The organism is Klebsiella sp. 141198, from assembly GCF_050600785.1.
Taxonomy (GTDB): Bacteria; Pseudomonadota; Gammaproteobacteria; order Enterobacterales; family Enterobacteriaceae; genus Klebsiella; species Klebsiella aerogenes.
The window spans coordinates 380,128-398,034 of sequence record NZ_JAQIRM010000001.1 but is presented as its reverse complement, the minus strand read 5'-3'; the positions used below and the strand labels follow the sequence as shown (position 1 = coordinate 398,034).

The 17,907-nt window shown below is 56.9% G+C and carries 13 protein-coding genes; 8 read left to right on the top strand and 5 right to left on the bottom strand.

The window, feature by feature from the left end:
- Positions 1-36 precede the first annotated feature (36 nt).
- Both hydA and arcC read left to right on the top strand, forming a co-directional pair.
- Positions 37-1,443: a dihydropyrimidinase gene (hydA, locus tag PGR10_RS01900; protein WP_316423811.1), complete on the top strand. Its 1,407-nt coding sequence runs from the start codon at positions 37-39 to the stop codon at positions 1,441-1,443.
- An 11-nt stretch (positions 1,444-1,454) separates the two neighbouring features.
- Positions 1,455-2,387 carry a carbamate kinase gene (gene arcC, locus PGR10_RS01895; RefSeq protein WP_087858454.1) on the top strand — a complete coding sequence of 311 codons (933 nt, stop codon included), beginning with the start codon at positions 1,455-1,457 and terminating at the stop codon, positions 2,385-2,387.
- Between the two features lie 80 nt (positions 2,388-2,467).
- Here the strand turns inward: arcC and yqeB are convergent, their stop codons facing one another.
- Both yqeB and yqeC read right to left on the bottom strand, forming a co-directional pair.
- The gene (gene yqeB / locus PGR10_RS01890; protein WP_430922825.1) at positions 2,468-4,093 is read right to left on the bottom strand and encodes a selenium-dependent molybdenum cofactor biosynthesis protein YqeB; all 1,626 of its coding nucleotides are present in this window, start codon (positions 4,091-4,093) and stop codon (positions 2,468-2,470) included.
- A gap of 42 nt (positions 4,094-4,135) precedes the next feature.
- Positions 4,136-4,894, bottom strand: coding sequence for a selenium cofactor biosynthesis protein YqeC (gene yqeC / locus PGR10_RS01885; protein ID WP_087858452.1), 759 nt, complete (start codon positions 4,892-4,894; stop codon positions 4,136-4,138).
- A gap of 34 nt (positions 4,895-4,928) precedes the next feature.
- Between yqeC and PGR10_RS01880 the strand changes: the two genes are divergently transcribed.
- The 3 genes from PGR10_RS01880 (at position 4,929) to ssnA (ending at position 10,203) form a co-directional block, all read left to right on the top strand.
- Entirely contained in the window at positions 4,929-5,498 is a 570-nt protein-coding gene (locus PGR10_RS01880) for an NTP transferase domain-containing protein (protein WP_430922824.1), read from the top strand.
- A 269-nt stretch (positions 5,499-5,767) separates the two neighbouring features.
- Positions 5,768-8,872 carry a putative selenate reductase subunit YgfK gene (gene ygfK, locus PGR10_RS01875; protein ID WP_430922823.1) on the top strand — a complete coding sequence of 1,035 codons (3,105 nt, stop codon included), beginning with the start codon at positions 5,768-5,770 and terminating at the stop codon, positions 8,870-8,872.
- Positions 8,869-10,203 (top strand): putative aminohydrolase SsnA, encoded by a 1,335-nt coding sequence (ssnA, locus tag PGR10_RS01870; RefSeq protein ID WP_430922822.1) that lies wholly within the window; start codon positions 8,869-8,871, stop codon positions 10,201-10,203. The genes ygfK and ssnA overlap by 4 nt, the downstream gene beginning before the upstream one ends.
- Positions 10,204-10,335: 132 nt before the next feature.
- Here ssnA and PGR10_RS01865 read toward each other — a convergent pair whose 3' ends face one another.
- Positions 10,336-10,812: a 4Fe-4S dicluster domain-containing protein gene (locus PGR10_RS01865; protein WP_430922821.1), complete on the bottom strand. Its 477-nt coding sequence runs from the start codon at positions 10,810-10,812 to the stop codon at positions 10,336-10,338.
- Positions 10,812-12,749 carry a formate-dependent uric acid utilization protein YgfT gene (gene ygfT / locus PGR10_RS01860; RefSeq protein WP_430922820.1) on the bottom strand — a complete coding sequence of 646 codons (1,938 nt, stop codon included), beginning with the start codon at positions 12,747-12,749 and terminating at the stop codon, positions 10,812-10,814. Before ygfT ends, PGR10_RS01865 begins: the two co-directional genes overlap by 1 nt.
- A gap of 532 nt (positions 12,750-13,281) precedes the next feature.
- Here ygfT and PGR10_RS01855 point away from each other — a divergent pair.
- From PGR10_RS01855 to fdhF, 3 genes are read left to right on the top strand one after another with little or no spacing between them, the layout of a single operon-like run.
- The gene (locus tag PGR10_RS01855) at positions 13,282-14,751 is read left to right on the top strand and encodes a nucleobase:cation symporter-2 family protein (protein WP_430922819.1); all 1,470 of its coding nucleotides are present in this window, start codon (positions 13,282-13,284) and stop codon (positions 14,749-14,751) included.
- Positions 14,752-14,753: 2 nt separating this feature from the next.
- Complete coding sequence (locus PGR10_RS01850) at positions 14,754-14,882, top strand: hypothetical protein (RefSeq protein WP_015366915.1); 129 nt, start codon at positions 14,754-14,756, stop codon at positions 14,880-14,882.
- An 11-nt stretch (positions 14,883-14,893) separates the two neighbouring features.
- Entirely contained in the window at positions 14,894-17,041 is a 2,148-nt protein-coding gene (gene fdhF / locus PGR10_RS01845) for a formate dehydrogenase subunit alpha (RefSeq protein ID WP_430922818.1), read from the top strand.
- Positions 17,042-17,429: 388 nt separating this feature from the next.
- On the opposite strand, the gene PGR10_RS01840 is transcribed toward fdhF, so the two are convergent.
- Positions 17,430-17,888 carry a (2Fe-2S)-binding protein gene (locus tag PGR10_RS01840; protein ID WP_015366918.1) on the bottom strand — a complete coding sequence of 153 codons (459 nt, stop codon included), beginning with the start codon at positions 17,886-17,888 and terminating at the stop codon, positions 17,430-17,432.
- Positions 17,889-17,907 lie beyond the last annotated feature (19 nt).

Sequence of the window (17,907 nt, the reverse complement as noted above, 5' to 3'; positions counted from 1 at the left end):
CCTCCCGCCGCGCGTCGGCGGGAGTCTGGAGTTTTTATGCGCGTACTGATTAAAAACGGCATCGTGGTCAACGCCGACGGCCAGGCAAAACAGGATCTGCTCATTGAAAACGGCCTGGTCAGCCAGCTCGCCGAACGGATTACCCCGACCGAACCTTGCCAGACTATCGATGCCGCAGGTTGCTATGTCATGCCCGGCGGCATTGACGTTCATACTCATTTTAATATTGATACCGGGCATGCCCGCAGCTGCGATGATTTCTTCACCGGCACCCGCGCCGCCGCCTGCGGCGGTACCACCACTATCGTCGATCATATGGGCTTCGGCCCCGCCGGCTGCCGCCTTCGTCATCAGCTAGAGGCCTATCACGGATATGCTGCCTACAAAGCGGTGATCGACTACAGTTTTCACGGCGTTATCCAGCATATCAACCATGCCATCCTCGATGAAATCCCGATGATGGTTGAAGCCGGGATTAGCAGCTTCAAGCTCTACCTGACCTACCAGTATAAGTTGAACGATGATGAAGTGCTTCAGGCGATGCGCCATCTCCACCGCGCCGGCGCACTAACCACCGTTCATCCGGAAAACGACGCCGCTATCGCCCGTAAACGGGCCGAATTTCTGGCGGCCGGTAAAACCGCGCCGCGCTACCACGCCCTTAGCCGCCCGCTGGAGTGTGAAGCGGAGGCTATCGCGCGAATGATCAACCTCGCCCAGCTCGCCGACAACGCGCCGCTGTATATCGTTCATCTCTCCAACGGCCTGGGGCTGGATTATCTGCGTCTCGCCCAGCGGCGGCACCAGCCGGTGTGGATTGAAACCTGTCCACAATATCTGCTGCTTGACGACCGGTGCTATGAACGCGAAGACGCGCTGGGATATCTGTTAAGCCCGCCGCTGCGCAACGCCAGCAACAATGATGCGCTGTGGTGTGGTATCGCCGATGGTTCGATCGACGTGGTGGCGACCGATCACTGCGCTTTCTCGATGGCCCAACGCCAGCAGCTCTCCGGAGGCGATTTCAGCCGCTGTCCGAACGGCCTACCGGGGGTGGAAAACCGCCTGTTGCTCATGTTTTCCCACGGCGTCATGACCGGGCGGATCTCAGCGCAGCGTTTCGTCGCGCTAACCAGCGCCACTCCCGCGAAGCTGTTTGGCCTGTGGCCGAAAAAAGGACGATTAGCGCCCGGCGCAGACGGCGATGTCGTCATTATCGATCCGCAGCGCACCACCACGATCCGCCATGAGATGTTGCATGACAACGCCGACTATTCACCCTGGGAGGGCTTTATTTGCCAGGGCGCGATTCGCCAGACCTTATCGCATGGTCGGGTCATTTTTGATAATGGCACCTTTACCGGCAGCGCTGGCCAAGGGCGCTTCTTACGCCGCGATCCCTTTTCTACCGCTCACCTTCCGGTCAGCGGAACCACATCTTAAGTGAGGCATTCATGAGTAAGAAAATTGTACTCGCCCTCGGCGGTAACGCGCTTGGCGAGGATCTGGCCGGGCAAATGCAGGCCGTCAAACAAACCGCGCAGGCTATTGTCGACCTGATAGCTCAGGGCCACCAGGTGGTCGTGACCCACGGCAACGGCCCGCAGGTTGGGATGATTAACCTTGCCTTCGAAGCCGCTGCCAAAACCGAGGCCCATACCCCGATGCTGCCCATGTCGGTCTGTGTGGCGCTAAGCCAGGGTTATATCGGCTATGACCTGCAAAACGCCCTGCGCGAGGAGCTGCTGTCGCGATCGATGCATATCCCGGTGGCGACAATCATCACCCAGGTGGAAGTCGACGCCAACGACCCGGCGTTCAAAAATCCGACCAAACCTATCGGCTCTTTTTTCACGGCACAGGAAGCGGAACAGCTGACGCGTCAGGGGTACATCATGAAAGAAGATGCCGGACGCGGCTATCGCCGGGTTGTCGCCTCGCCGCAGCCGGTTGATATTATTGAGAAAGAGACGGTCAAAGCGCTAATGGATGCCTGCCACGTGGTGATCACCGCGGGCGGCGGCGGGATCCCGGTAATCCGCGAAGGCAATCATCTGCGCGGCGCCAGCGCGGTAATTGATAAAGACTGGGCCAGCGCTAAACTGGCGGCGATGATCGACGCCGACATGTTGATCATCCTGACCGCGGTCGAGAAAGTGGCAATCAACTTTGGCAAACCCAACGAGCAGTGGCTGGATAAGCTGTCGCTCAGCGATGCCGAGCAGTTCATTCGTGAAGGCCACTTCGCTAAGGGGTCAATGCTGCCGAAAGTTGAGGCCGCCGCGTCATTCGCCCGTTCACGTCCGGGACGCAAAGCGCTCATCACCGTATTAAATAAAGCCAAAGAAGGGATTGAAGGAAAAACCGGTACGGTCATTGAAGGGTAAAAAGGCACCGAATGTAGCCCCGGTAAGCGGTAGCGCCACCGGGGATTTTGAGGCCATCAACACCGGCTTCGTGCTGCTATCTACGCCACCGACAATAACTCACTCTTCTCTTTTACTCTTTTATTCATCAGCGTCATCAGCGCCTCAAGCACCCCGCCGCCAATGGCGCGCGCCTTATCGGAGACGCTGGTAAAATCGGCGCTGGCGCCGCGCGGGTCGATATCGCCAATTTTAAAGCCGCTCTCGACCACTAACCCATCGCTGAGCAAACCGCGCACCATACCGCTTAATGGCGCAATAATCTCGGCCTCGCCGATGGTGGCGATGATATCACCTTCGTTCACAATATCACCCAGCGCCACCTTCGCGCGCATCACCCCGGCCCCCGGCGCGCGGATCACCCGCCGGGAAGTATGGCCAAGAATATTACCTGGAACCCCGGTGTTCTCCTGCGCTTTGCCATCGTAAATCACCTGCCCCAGCCAATGACCGCGATTGGTTTCAATCACCGCATGGCAATCCACGCCGGCGCAAAAACCAGGACCCAGCGCAATAACCGCTGGCGCCATTTCTCGTTGCGTACCAAAATTCTCTTTCGCCAGAATGGCATCCACCACGCAGACAGGGCGCAGTTCAGTCAGCGATTCGCACAGCGGATCCACCAATACCGGAATCACGCCATTTTCAATTACCCGGATGGCCTCCTGAGCGGATGACACCCGCTTCGCCATCACCCCTTCTACCGTCATTTCACCGTCGAAGACTGCCTGGGCAAAAGCGACGCTACGGCGGATAACCGTCGGCTTCGCCACTTCCAGCATCACCACTTTGAACCCGGCATGCCACAGGCGCAGAGCCACGCCGCTGGCGATATCGCCGGCGCCGCGAATAGCGACCAACTGCTGCTGCGCAGGCGTGGCAGCCGCCATCAGCAGGCCGCCTGGCGCGCGATTTTTTACCTGCAGGATTTCCGCCAGAATGCTAATCGCTATCTCATGCGGCGTTTCGGCGCCAATGTTATAGCCGACCGGCGCGTGCAGGCGGGCAATATGTTCTGCGGCAACGCCGTTCTCCCGCAGCTGGCGTAAAAACACCTGGACTTTACGGCGGCTCGCCAGCAGCCCAAGCCAGGCGACCGGTTGTTCAATCAGTTTATCCAGCGCTTCACGATCCTGGTTATTGGTGGCGATTAACACAAAGTCATCGCCGCGGATCGCCAGATTTTCCACCGCCTCACTGAAGGTTTCGGCATGCAGCAACTGCGTTGCCGGCGGAAAATAGTCGGGGTTCAGACTCTCTGGATAGATATCGGCCACCGACACCTCAAAACCGAGCAGCGCCGCGCTTTGCGCCACCGCGCGGTTCACGTGCCCGGCGCCGATCAGCACCAGACGCGGGCGCAGGCCATGTACGCTAATATAGACCGACATCGCCCCGCCGCAATCGGAGCCGACCGCATCGCTGCCGCTGCGCGCCATCCGCCCATGAAACATGCGCGACGCTTTTTCGCTGAGCGCTTCCAGCGCCTGTTCAATCACTTTGCGCTCAACCATGCCGCCGCCGATGGTGCCGACTATCGAACCATCTTCACGAATTAACATCTGCGCCGAATGGCGCGGCGTTGAGCCGCGGCTATCGACAATCTGCGCCAGCGCAAACGGGCGATTCTGTGCTTCGAGTTTTGCCGCTTCAGAGAAAATATTCATAACAACCTCAATGGATATCCGCTATGCGCCCAAGCCGGGGCGTCACTCTGTTGTTCGTCGTCGCGTTATCGCGGGTTGCTCTTGTACCGCTCCCGCCCACAGGGCGTTAATCCCCCACTGCTGCAACAGCGCCTCCTCCGGTAAATTCTCATTTTGAGAAAGCTGATTCAGCAGCAGGATCCGGCGACTGGATGGCGGAACACCTTTAAACGCTCCCTGCGGATGCGTAATTAAGCGATGCAGCATTGGCCAACTCAGCGCCGTATCCGGCGCCGCGCCGGTGATCCGGGAAAAAAGGGGCCAGCGATGAACGGTCGCTGGCCCAACGTTTTGCCCGAGCCTCCAGGCCCCCATGACGGCAATAACGCAGCAACAGGATTGAGGTATGCAAGGTTCGTGCTCAGCTGGCGCTTTTAAGGCGAAACCGTGAGCCCCGTCAGCTTCTACCAGCACCACATCCACGCGCCCCGCGGCAACCAGCGCATCAAGCTGTTGCGGGCTAAACCCACGAACCTTACCCGCAGGGGCGAGCCATGAGGCGTAACAGGCCTGCAGCGGCCGCTGCCAAACCTCGACAGGCAGCGCCAGCGGTTCGCGGCAAATCACCACAGGTAGTGATGCCGGGAGATACATATGGGTGGTCGTGGTGAGCAGAACTCGCCGGCCAGACTCAAGAAAACGCTGCGCCAGCCACATTAAGGTACTGGTTTTGCCTCCCGCGCCGACGGCGGAAATGAGCAGCGGACCATCATTTACGCCTAAATCACAAAACAGCGATTGCATATGCGGTATATTTTCCATGCGCTGGCCAGGATTCCATTATTCAGGGAGGAGTATGAGACAGGTCGATTGTATTATTACCGCCGCCGGATTGTCCTCCCGGATGGGACAGTGGAAAATGATGTTACCCTGGCGTGGAACGACAATACTTGATGCAAGTATAAAAAATGCCCTGCAATTCTGCTCGCGTATTATTCTGGTGAGCGGTTTTCGCGCAGAGGAGTTACATCAACGCTATTCGGCGCATCCGCAAATAACCCTGGTTTATAATCCCAACTATCAGCAGGGTCTGTTTACTTCTGTTTGCGCCGGCGCAAGCCAGGTGCGAAACAACTACTGTTTTATCACCCTCGGCGATTTACCCTGCCTGCCGGCTGCACTTTTCCAGCGGCTGTGGCAACATCGCGGAGACAGCGCTCTTCTTCCGCAATATCAAGGCGTACCGGGCCATCCCATTCTTATTGCCGGCGCGCACTTGCGCCAACTTATCACTCTCGAGGGACCAGGCTCAATGCGCAAACGGTTATTACAAAGCCGCCATCGCTGCCTGGAGTTAGATTTTCCGCAAATGGTCTGGGATATCGATACCCCTGCTGATTTTATTCGCCTGCAAAACCAGGATTAATCATGCCTTTGTCGGGAAATTATCATTGTGATATTTCGCCGTTTATTTTGAGAAATCCCGCCGAATAAAAATATAGAGTGATTTTAATTCTCATTACCATAGCGTGAGCCTATTCACAAAGCCAGGTGTTCTTTAGATCTCTCTCACATTTTTAATTATTCAAACCTTCTGCCTTTAATAACTGGTTCGATTGTTGCTCCTCCTTAACTATCCGTCGGAATAAGCACCACTAACCGGCAAATTTGATTGCACAAATAAAGGAGAGGGTTATGGGGGATATCATGCGTCCCGTCCCGTTTGAGGAATTATTGACGCGCATTTTCGATGAGTATCAACAACACCATTCCATTTTTGGTATTCCTGAGCAGCAGTTCTATTCGCCTGCCAACCAACGCCGGGTAAGCGTCTTCGGCGAAAGCTGCGCCACCCCAATCGGCCCCGCCGCCGGGCCACATACCCAACTGGCGCAGAACATCATCACCGCCTGGCTCACCGGTGGGCGATTTATCGAGTTGAAAACCGTACAGATCCTCGACCGGCTTGAGCTGGAAAAACCCTGCATCGATGCTGAAGACGAATGCTTTAACACCGAATGGTCTACGGAATTTACGCTGCAAAAAGCGTGGGATGAGTATCTTAAAGCATGGTTTATTCTGCATCTTTTGGAAGAGGTTTTCCCGTTCACGCCGGCGAAGAACGGTAAGTCCTTTATTTTCAATATGAGCGTCGGTTATAACCTGGAAGGGATCAAGCAACCGCCGATGCAGCAGTTTATCGATAATATGATGAACGCCGCCGGGCAACCCAAATTTACCCAGTACCGCGACACGCTGAACCGCTGGCTGCATGATGACGCCTTCCTCACCCGCTTGTCGCTGGATGATATTCGCCCACGGCTGGCGACGCTCGCGGAGCGCATTCCGGCAAAACTGGTACAAGGGGTTACTCTCTCGACCATGCATGGTTGCCCGCCAGATGAAATCGAAGCGATCTGCCGCTATATGCTGGAAGAGAAGCAGCTCAACACCTTCGTGAAGCTCAATCCGACGCTGTTGGGCTACCCGCGGGTACGCGAAATTCTCGACACCTGCGGCTTTGACTATATCGGTCTGAATGAAGAATCTTTTGAACACGATCTTAAAATCGGCCAGGCGCTGGAAATGTTGACGCGCCTGATGGCGTTGGCGAAAAGTAAACAACTTGGCTTCGGCGTGAAGCTGACCAACACCCTCGGCACGGTCAACAATAAAGGCGCACTGCCCGGCGATGAGATGTATATGTCCGGCCGCGCGCTGTTCCCGCTCTCCATCAACGTTGCGGCGCTGCTCTCGCGTGAATTCGACGGCAAACTCCCGATCTCCTACTCCGGCGGCGCCAGCCAGCTCAATATTCGCGATATCTTTGAAACCGGGATCCGCCCCATTACCATGGCGACCGACCTGCTGAAACCCGGGGGTTATCTGCGTCTTAGCCAGTGCATGCGCGAGCTGGAGCAGGCCGATGGCTGGGAAATGAATCAGGTCGACGTCAAGCGCCTGAACGCGCTGGCGGAAAAAGCGGTCAGCATGGAGTACACGCAAAAACATTGGAAGCCAGACGATCGCATCGACGTTGGCGAGCCGCTGCCGTTAACCGACTGCTACGTCGCCCCTTGCGTCAGCGCCTGCGCCATCAAACAGGATATTCCGGAATACATTCGCCTGATGGGCGAGCAGCGCTATGCCGATGCGCTGGAGCTTATCTATCAACGTAACGCGTTGCCGGCGATCACCGGCCATATCTGCGATCACCAGTGCCAGTACAACTGTACGCGTCTTGATTATGACAGCGCGTTAAATATCCGCGAGCTGAAAAAAATCGCCCTTGAGAAAGGCTGGCCGGAATACCAACGCCGCTGGCATAAACCGGCAGGTTCCGGCAGCCGAAATCCGGTTGCGGTGATTGGCGCAGGCCCGGCGGGGCTGGCGGCGGGTTACTTCCTCGCCCGCGCCGGCCACCCGGTCACGCTATTTGAGCGCGAAGCCAACGCTGGCGGAGTGGTAAAAAATATCATTCCGCATTTCCGCATTCCCGCTGAACTTATCCAGCAGGATATTGAGTTCGTTGTTAATCACGGCGTCAATATTGTCTACGGCTGCGACCCGCATCTCACCGTCGAAAAACTCCGTCAGGAGGGTTATCGCTATGTACTGATCGGCACCGGCACCGACAAAAACAGCGGCGTGAAGCTTGGCGGCGATAACCCGAATATTCATAAGTCGCTCAACTTCCTGCGCGCGTTCAACCAAGGCGATCGCCTGAACGTGGGTAAACACGTGGCCATTGTCGGTGCGGGTAACACCGCAATGGACTGCGCCCGCGCGGCGTTGCGCATCCCGGGCGTTGAGAAAGCGACGGTGATTTATCGCCGCTCCCAGCAGGAGATGCCGGCATGGCGCGAGGAGTACGAAGAAGCCCTTCAGGATGGCGTTACGTTCCGTTTTCTCAGTAACCCGGAGCATTTCGCCGCTGACGGCACGCTGACCGTCCGCACCATGGCCCTCGGCGAGCCTGATGAACAAGGTCGACGTCGCCCAATGCCCACCGATGAAACCTGGACGCTGCAGGTCGATACGCTGATTACCGCCATCGGTGAACAGCAGGATGGCGAAGCGCTGGCGGCTATGGGGATCCCGCTCAACGATCGCGGTTGGCCTGAAGTCAACGCTGATGGCGAAAGCCGGCTGGCTAATGTATTCCTGATTGGCGACGTACAGCGTGGCCCTTCTTCAATCGTCTCGGCGATAGGCAACGCCCGTCGCGCCAGCGATGCAATCCTTAAGCGCGAGAATATCCGCAGCCACTTCGGCGATAAACAGTGGAATAACGTCGATCCCGCGGACATCTACCGCCGCAAAGGGACCATTGCTATCGCTCAGGTTGATAAAGACGACCGCGATGCTTTTGTCGCGCAGGAGGCGGAACGCTGCCTCGAATGTAATTACGTCTGCAGCAAGTGCGTTGATGTCTGCCCGAACCGCGCCAATGTCTCAATTGCGGTACCGGGGTTCGACAACCGCTTCCAGACGCTGCACCTCGATGCGTACTGCAACGAATGCGGCAACTGCGCGCAGTTCTGCCCATGGCAAGGCAAACCTTATAAAGACAAAGTCACCGTTTTTAGCCTCGAACAGGATTTCAATAACAGCAGTAATCCGGGTTTCCTCGTGGAACAGCAGCGGGTTCATGTCCGCCAGGACGGTCTGATCTGGCAGTTGGAAATCGATACTCAGGGTCAGTTCGTTGAAGTACCGCCGCAGCTGGATGCCATGTGCCGCATCATCAGCCACGTCCATCAACATCATCACTATTTGCTGGGAGCCGTCGAAGTATGAGTATCTTAGTGCTTAAAAATGCCACCCTTGCACAGCTTTATCCGGCAAAAGTGGAAGAAGGTGTCGATATCGTCATCGAAAATGACAGAATTCTCGAAACAGGCGCGAACCTGAGCCCGCGTTATCCGCAGGCGCGTATTAAGGAAATGCACGGCCGACTGGTGATGCCGGGAATGGTCTGCTCGCATAACCATTTTTATTCCGGCCTGTCGCGCGGGATCCAGGCCAATATCGCGCCGAGTCCCGATTTTATCTCGACGCTGAAAAATCTGTGGTGGCGACTGGACCGCGCGCTCGATGAGGAATCCTTATACTACAGCGGGCTTATCTGTTCGCTGGAGGCCATTCGCAGCGGCTGCACCGCCGTCATTGACCACAGCGCGTCGCCAAACTATATCGCTGGGTCATTAAGTCAGTTACGTAACGCTTTCATCAAGGTCGGCCTGCGCGGCATGACCTGTTTTGAAACCACCGACCGTAACGGCGGGCTGCAGGAACTTCAGGCAAGCGTCGAGGAAAATATCCGCTTTGCCCGCGAAATCGATCGGGCGCGGGAAAGCGGCGACGAGCCGTATCTGGTAGAAGCGCATATCGGGGCTCATGCGCCGTTTACGGTTCCTGATGAGGGGCTATTAATGCTTCGCGAAGCATTAAAAACAACCGGGCGCGGCCTGCATATTCATATGGCGGAAGACCGTTACGACGTTTCTCATAGCCACCATCACTACGGTAAAGATCTGCTGGTACGCCTGGCGGAGTTCGATCTCATCGATAGTAAAACGCTGGTAGCGCACGGGCTGTATCTGTCGGAAGCTGATATTGAACTACTGAACGCGCACGATGGTTTTCTTGTCCATAACGCCCGCTCTAACATGAACAACCATGTTGGCTATAACCAGCAGCTGACGGCATTTCGCAACCTGGCGCTGGGCACCGACGGTATCGGCTCCGATATGTTTGAAGAGCTCAAGTTCGCCTTCTTTAAACACCGTGATGCCGGCGGGCCGCTGTGGCCGGATAGCTTTGCGCGGGCATTAAGCAACGGCAACACGCTGCTTAGCCGCAACTTTAACGACCGTTTCGGCCGTATTGAGGCGGGCTATAAGGCGGATTTAACCATCAGCGATTATATTCCGCCGACGCCGCTGCTGGCGGCGAATCTCGCCGGGCACATCGCCTTCGGTATGGGGGCCAGCCACGTTCATAGCGTGATGGTGAATGGCGTCATGATCTATGAGGATCGGCAGTTCGCTATTGATTGCGATACGATTTTCGCCGAAGCGCGGAAGGTGGCGAAGAAGATGTGGCAGCGGATGGATGCATTGCCATAATCCCATCACGCAAAAACAAAACCCGGTCGCTGTACCGGGTTTATTTTTTGGCTTCTACCGGGGCTATAAATAGCGCAGGAACATCGTTAGGTAGCCCGGATAAGACGCAGCGCGTCGCCATCCGGGGCTCTCCTACAAGCTCAATAAGCTAGCGCTGGCGATAGTTCTCTGTTTCTGCAGCGCCGTCAGCGCCTCACCGGTCATCAGCGATATTGCCGCCGTTGGGCACACCGATACACAGGCCGGGCCATCTTCTCGCTGCTCGCAGAGATCGCACTTCACGATAACCGGCGGATGCACTGCCGATGTCTCGATAGTAATCGCGCCAAATGGGCAGGCGACGACGCAGCTCTGGCAACCAATGCAGCGCCCGGCATCGGCTTCTACCCGCTCAGCGCCCATCGCCAATGCGCCGGTCGGACAGACCCCGACGCATGGCGCGTTTTCACACTGATGGCACATCACCGGCACGCTCAACGCATCGAGTCGCATCACCTTCAATCGCGGATGAAATTCCGTCCCTTCCGCTACATGTTCCAGTGCGCAGGCGACTTCGCAGGTACGACAGCCGATACAGGCCTGTGAATTGGCAAGAATAAAATGGGTCATCACCGCTCCTTATGGTCAAATCGCGCCAGCATTTCGCTTGCGGCCTGGCGCCCGGCAACCATTGCCGTCACCACCAGATCGGCGCCATGTACCGCATCGCCGCCGGCATAGATTTTGTCATGGCTGGTCTGCGTGGTGCCGCGACCTTTGCCGCCCGTCACAATCTGCCCCCAGCGGTCAAGTTTGATGCCGTGCCCCCGCAGCCAAGGCATGTCGTGGGCCTGGAAACCAAACGCCAGCACCAGCACTTCGGCCGGGAGTTCGAATTCTGAACCGGCAATTGGCCGCGGGCGGCGGCGGCCATCCGGCCCTGGTTCACCCATTTCGGTACGGATCATCCCGACGGCGCTGACCTGGCCTTTACGGTTACGCAGGATATATTGCGGCTGAACATTAAACTGAAACGCCACGCCCTCCTCTCGCGCGTTCACCACCTCTTTTTTCGAGCCCGGCATGCTTAACTCATCGCGACGATAGGCGCAGGTCACGCTCTCGGCTCCGCGACGCACCGCGGTGCGCAAACAGTCCATCGCCGTATCGCCCCCGCCGAGCACCACCACCCGCTTATCCTTAATGTCGGTTAACGGATATTCGGCGCTCTCTTCAAGCCCCATCACCTCACGGGTGTTGGCAATCAGGAACGGCAGCGCCTGAATGACGCCCGGCGCGTCTTCGCCATCGAGACCCGCGCCCATCAGTCCGTAGGTGCCGACACCTAAAAAGACCGCATCGTAGTTAGCCAGCAGTTCGCTAAAGTCCACGTCGCGCCCCACTTCCTGATTGAGATGGAAACGAATCCCCATATCGCTGAAGATCTCGCGCCGCAGCGCCATTACCGTTTTTTCCAGCTTGAAAGACGGAATGCCGAAAGTCAGCAGCCCGCCAATTTCAGGATGTTTATCAAAAACATCAACCTGTACCCCGGCGCGCGCGAGAATATCCGCGCAGCCCAGTCCCGCCGGGCCGGCGCCGATAATAGCCACTCGCTCCCGACGCGGCGTGACCTCGCCTGTGGTTGGCCGCCAGCCCATCGCCAGCGCGGTATCGGTGATATAACGCTCCAGATTGCCAACCGCCACCGCGCCGCCTTCGTTTTTCAACGTACAGGCGCCCTCACATAGCCTGTCCTGTGGGCAGACCCGGCCGCAAATTTCCGGCAGTGAACTGCTTTGATGACAGAGTTCTGCGGCCTCAATAATTTTTCCCTCACGTACCAGTTTGATGAAATCGGGAATGTGGTTGTGTAACGGGCAGGTCCAGTTGCACCAGGCTTTTTGCGCACAGTACAGGCAACGCTCGCTTTCATATTCGGCATCACATTCGCTAAGGCGCTGGTAGATCTCGGCAAAATGCCCTTTTCGCTCCTCCGCGGCAAGCTTCTTCGCCCCCACCCGCGGCGCTTTATCCAGGAACGCTTCGCGCCTTGCGCCACGACGCTCGGCCGGCGGCTGCCCTTGGGCGGAGCGGATTTGTCTTTCCCGCTGCAACCGTTTCAGCCCGCTCTCGTCCATTACGCGCAGCGCCTGAGTCGGGCAACTGGCCACGCAGGCCTGCTCTGCTGAGGGGCGATCGCGACAAAGATCGCATTTTTGCGCCAGTTGCGGGCCATCTTCCCCGCTGGCGACCATCTCAATTGCGCCAAATGGGCAAGCGACAACGCAGTTTTTGCAACCGATACACTCGGACTGGGTAAACTGGATGCTGTCGTTGGCGACATACAGCGCCTGAGTCGGGCAGGAGGTGACGCAAGGCGCGTCGTTGCAATGGTGGCAAGTGGTCGCAGTACTGGTATTCCGGTGGAAGACAACATGGATGCGCGGAACAAACGCGCTGCGCTGTGCCGGCCAGGCATTCTGATGATGCGCCGTGACGCAGGCTACTTCGCAGGCATGACATCCAATACAGTTCGCAACATCGGCCACAATAAATCGATTCATTTGCTTCCCTTTTATTCTTCTGGAATAGTCTTAGGGATGGATTGCAATATTCGGGCGATATTGGGCGCTCACCTTCTGCTGCTATTCATTTTTGCGAGTCAGCTCAAATTATTACTCTCCTGTCACTCACGAATAAATAAAAGCTCATCAAATCACCGGGATGGCATCTCAAGCCAGCCCTGACTTTTTATCATTTTTATCTTCTTAGCGCTTATTTCGCCTACCAAAATGAGACTGCATATATCTCAAACTGATATTCGTCATTTTTATTTCTGATGCCCGCTCGCAGCGCTAAACAGGCCAGCAAGAAATAAACATGCCAACCCGTGATTGATTTCACAAATATATTATTCCACTGCCGCATCGCTCATTTTTGGCACAGCTTACGCATAACCTTCCTAACGCATAAGCAACTCCGTGCGCGTTATACGCTGGTGAACATCATCAGCAGAGGGAGGCAATGGCCTTCGAATCGTAACTTCTCCCCTTTCAGTTCGGCACGGGCGGAAGTCGTAAAGGAGACAACTACTTCATGAAAGATTTTGCCATTCCGGCCTCACGCAATACGGCGACTGTCGCGCCGGTCGATGAGGTCCTGCCAATTACACAAATGATTCTCTATGGATTGCAGCACGTGCTGGTGATGTACGCCGGGGCGGTGGCGGTACCGCTGGTGGTGGGCAACGCGGTCGGTTTGCCTGCGGAGCATATTATTTTATTAATCAGCGCCGATTTGTTTATTTGCGGCGCCGCGACCATCGTGCAATCGATGGGCATCAAGCAGTGGTTGGGCTGCCGCCTACCGCTGATCCAGGGCTGTACTTTCGCCGCGCTGATCCCGATGGTGCTTATTGGTAAAGAGTACGGTATCGGGGTGATCTCCGGCTCGGTTATCGTCTCGGGTATTTTTATCCTCTGCTGCGCGCCGTGGATTAGCCGTCTCATTCGCTTCTTTCCGAAGGTGGTGATGGGCGGCATTGTAACGCTGATCGGCCTCTCTATTATGCCGGTCGCGGGAGGATGGATTGGCGGCGGCAGCAGCGAGATGGCCGGTTTCGGCGATCTCTTCTCGCTGCTGATGGCGGCCATCACGCTGGTCATTATTCTTAACCTGTATACCTTCGCCACCGGCGTGGTCAAAAACACCTCGGTGCTGATTGGGCTGGTGATCGGCACTATTTTATGGAGCTTCTTCAAGCCGCTGGATTTTAACCTCGTCAATGCTACGCCGTGGCTGCATCTGCCACAGGTGATGCAGTTCGCCCGGCCTGAATTTCATATCGTGCCGGTCGCCCTGCTGTCGATGGTGATGGTGGTGGTGATGGTCGAAACCATGTCGTCCATCATGGCCACCGGCGATATCGTTGGTAAACAGGTCACGGCCAGCATGCTGCGTAATGGCCTGAATACCTGCGGACTGGCGACGACAATCTGCGGTTTCTTCAATCTGTTTCCCTACGCGGCCTTCGCGCAGAACGTCGGCCTGATTGGCCTGACCGGCGTACGCAGCCGCTTCGTGGTGTCGGTCTCCGGCGTCATTCTGATGCTGATGGGCATTTTCGCCAAAATGGCGGCGCTGGTGGTACTGATTCCGAAACCGATCCTCGGCGGCGCCGGTATCGTTATGTTCGGCATGGTTGCCGTTTCCGGTATTCGTACTCTTGGTCAGGTCAACTATCGCAACAATAACAATGGGATGGTCGTCGCACTCACCCTTGGTCTCGGCATGATGCCGGTATTGGTGCCGAATCTGTTTACCCAGTTCCCGCCAATGATGCAGCTGTTTCTGCATAGCGGCATCACTATCGGCACCCTGACAGCAATTGTCGCCAACCTGACGCTGAACGGCAGCGTGCCGTTCCGTATTTCTCACGATGTCCCGGAACCGGACCCGGCGCCGCCGAGCGCGGCTGCCCGCAACATGGCCGTGCGTACGGTGCGCATGTGGCTGCTGCTGCGCAAGGTACAGAAAGGTCAAACCGCCGCTGACGGCCAGGAGTGATTATGTCTATGTCGCAACGTCTGCTTTTTGCACTGTTGATGATGGCACTGATGGCGGTTCCCGCCATCCAGGACGCCATTACCCTCGGAATTAACAGCCGTTTTATCTATCTGTTGCCGTACTATTTTTAAGGAGTCACACGATGGAAAAAGTCACCACCGTCTGTCCCTACTGCGCCGCTGGCTGTAAGCTGCGGCTGGTTACGGACGACGGCATGGTCGTCGGCGCCGAAGCGGCCATGGGGAAAAACAATCAGGGAACCCTGTGTCTGAAAGGCTATTATGGCTGGGACTTCATTAACGATACCCAGATCCTGACCCCGCGTCTCAAAACCCCCATGATCCGTTGCCAACGTGGCGGCAAACTGGAAGCCGTCTCCTGGGACGAGGCGCTCGATTATGTCGCCACCCGCCTTGGCGCCATTAAAGAAAAATATGGCCCGGACGCGATCCAGACCACCGGCTCCTCCCGCGGGACCGGTAATGAAACCAACTACGTGATGCAAAAATTCGCGCGCGCCGTTATTGGCACCAATAACGTCGACTGCTGCGCTCGCGTCTGACACGGCCCTTCGGTTGCAGGTCTGCACCAGTCGGTCGGTAACGGCGCCATGAGTAATGCCATCACGGAGATTGATAACACCGATCTGGTGTTTATCTTCGGTTACAACCCGGCGGATTCCCACCCTATCGTGGCGAATCACGTCATTAACGCCAAACGCAACGGGGCGAAAATCATCGTCTGCGACCCGCGCAAAATTGAAACCGCGCACATCGCCGACATGCACATCGCGCTGAAGAACGGCTCGAATATCGCGCTGCTCAACGCCATTGGCCACGTCATTATTGAAGAGGATCTGTACGATAAATCCTTCGTTGCCAGCCGTTCCGAAGGCTTCGAGGAGTATCGCAAAATCGTCGAAGGCTACACGCCGGAGTCGGTGGAAGAGATAACCGGCGTCAGCGCTCAGGAGATCCGCGCCTGCGCCCGGATGTACGCCAGCGCCAAATCCGCCGCCATCCTGTGGGGCATGGGCGTCACCCAGTTCTACCAGGGCGTGGAGACCGTGCGCTCGCTGACCAGCCTCGCGATCCTCACCGGCAACCTCGGCAAGCCAAGCGTCGGCGTCAACCCGGTACGCGGGCAGAACAACGTCCAGGGCGCCTGCGACATGGGCGCGCTGCCGGATACCTATCCGGGCTACCAGTACGTTAAGTTCCCGGAAAACCGCGAGAAGTTCGCTAAAGCCTGGGGCGTCGACAGCCTGCCGGAACATACCGGTTATCGCATCAGCGAGCTGCCGCACCGTGCCGAACACGGCGAAGTCCGCGCGGCCTATATTATGGGCGAGGATCCGCTGCAGACCGATGCCGAGCTTTCCGCGGTACGCAAGGCGTTTGAACAGCTGGAACTGGTTATCGTCCAGGATATTTTCATGACCAAAACCGCCGCCGCGGCCGACGTCATCCTGCCGTCCACCTCGTGGGGCGAGCACGAAGGCGTGTATACCGCAGCGGACCGCGGCTTCCAGCGCTTCTTTAAAGCGGTGGAGCCGAAGTGGGACCTGAAAACCGACTGGCAGATCATCAGCGAAATCGCCACCCGGATGGGCTATCCGATGCACTACAACAACACCCAGGAGATCTGGGATGAGTTGCGGCATCTGTGCCCGGACTTCTACGGCGCCACCTATGAAAAAATGGGCGAGCTTGGCTATGTCATGTGGCCATGCCGCGATGAGTCCGACGCCGACCAGGGGACGTCGTATCTGTTTAAAGAGACATTCTCTACACCGAGCGGTAAAGCCCAGTTTTTCACCTGCGACTGGGTCGCGCCGATCGATAAGCTCACCGACGAGTACCCGATGGTGCTCTCAACGGTACGCGAAGTCGGTCACTACTCCTGCCGTTCGATGACCGGTAACTGTGCGGCCTTAAGCAGGCTTGCCGATGAACCGGGCTATGCGCAAATCAACACCGCCGACGCCGAACGGTTAGGCATCGAGGATGAAGCGCTGGTGTGGGTCAACTCACGTAAGGGCCGCATCATCACCCGCGCACAGGTCAGCGAACGGCCGAATAAAGGCGCGGTGTACATGACCTACCAGTGGTGGATCGGCGCCTGTAACGAGCTGGTGTCGGAGAACCTGAGCCCGATAACCAAAACGCCGGAGTACAAGTACTGCGCGGTCAACGTTGAGCGGATTGCCGATCAGCGCGCGGCGGAACAGTACGTGATCGACGAGTACAACAAGCTGAAAGCCCGCCTGCGCGAAAGCGTGATGGGTTAAGGTTCGAGCCTTTGTACCATTGAGTAGCCCCGGTAAGCGCTAGCGCCACCGGGGATTTTCCCGGAGGCGGCGCATGGCGCCTTGTCCGGGCTACCAAATCGCACCACCCTGTAGCCCCGGTAAGCGCTAGCGCCACCGGGGATTTTCCCGGAGGCGGCGCATGGCGCCTTGTCCGGGCTACCCAATCGCATAATCCTGTAGCCCCGGTAAGCGCTAACGCCACCGGGGGTTTTCCCCGGTGGCAGCGCATTGCGCCTTCTCCGGGCTACCAAATCGCACCACCCTGTAGCCCCGGTCGTACACTAGCGCCACCGGGGGTTTTCCCCGAGGCGGCGCATTGCTCTTTGCCGGCTACCAAGTCACACAACGCCGTAACCCCGGTATAAGATCACGATTTAATCGCGTGTTGAATGGAGTCAATAATCGGCTGATAGCCGGTACAGCGGCACATATTGCCTTCTAATACATCCTTTATTTGCGCTTCGTCCGGATGCGGCTCTTTGGTTAATAATTCGGTGGCGCTCACCAATACTCCTGGCGTACAGAACCCGCACTGCACACCGCCCTTCTCAATAAATGCATCCTGTAATTTTTGCGTAATCGGATTATCGTTTAACCCTTCGAGCGTCTCGATCTCCGCTTCATCACACTGTTCGGCCAGTACCAGGCAAGAACAAACGGCGTTACCGTCCATCAGCACCGTGCAAGCGCCGCATTCGCCAATCGAACATCCCTCTTTGGTAGCGGTAAGATGCAATGTATCCCGCACCAGATCCAATAAGCGCATATTGCCTTCTACTTTTGCTTCCACCAGCTTGCCGTTTACCTTCACTTTAATTGTGCTCATAGCTCTATCCTGTACAGGG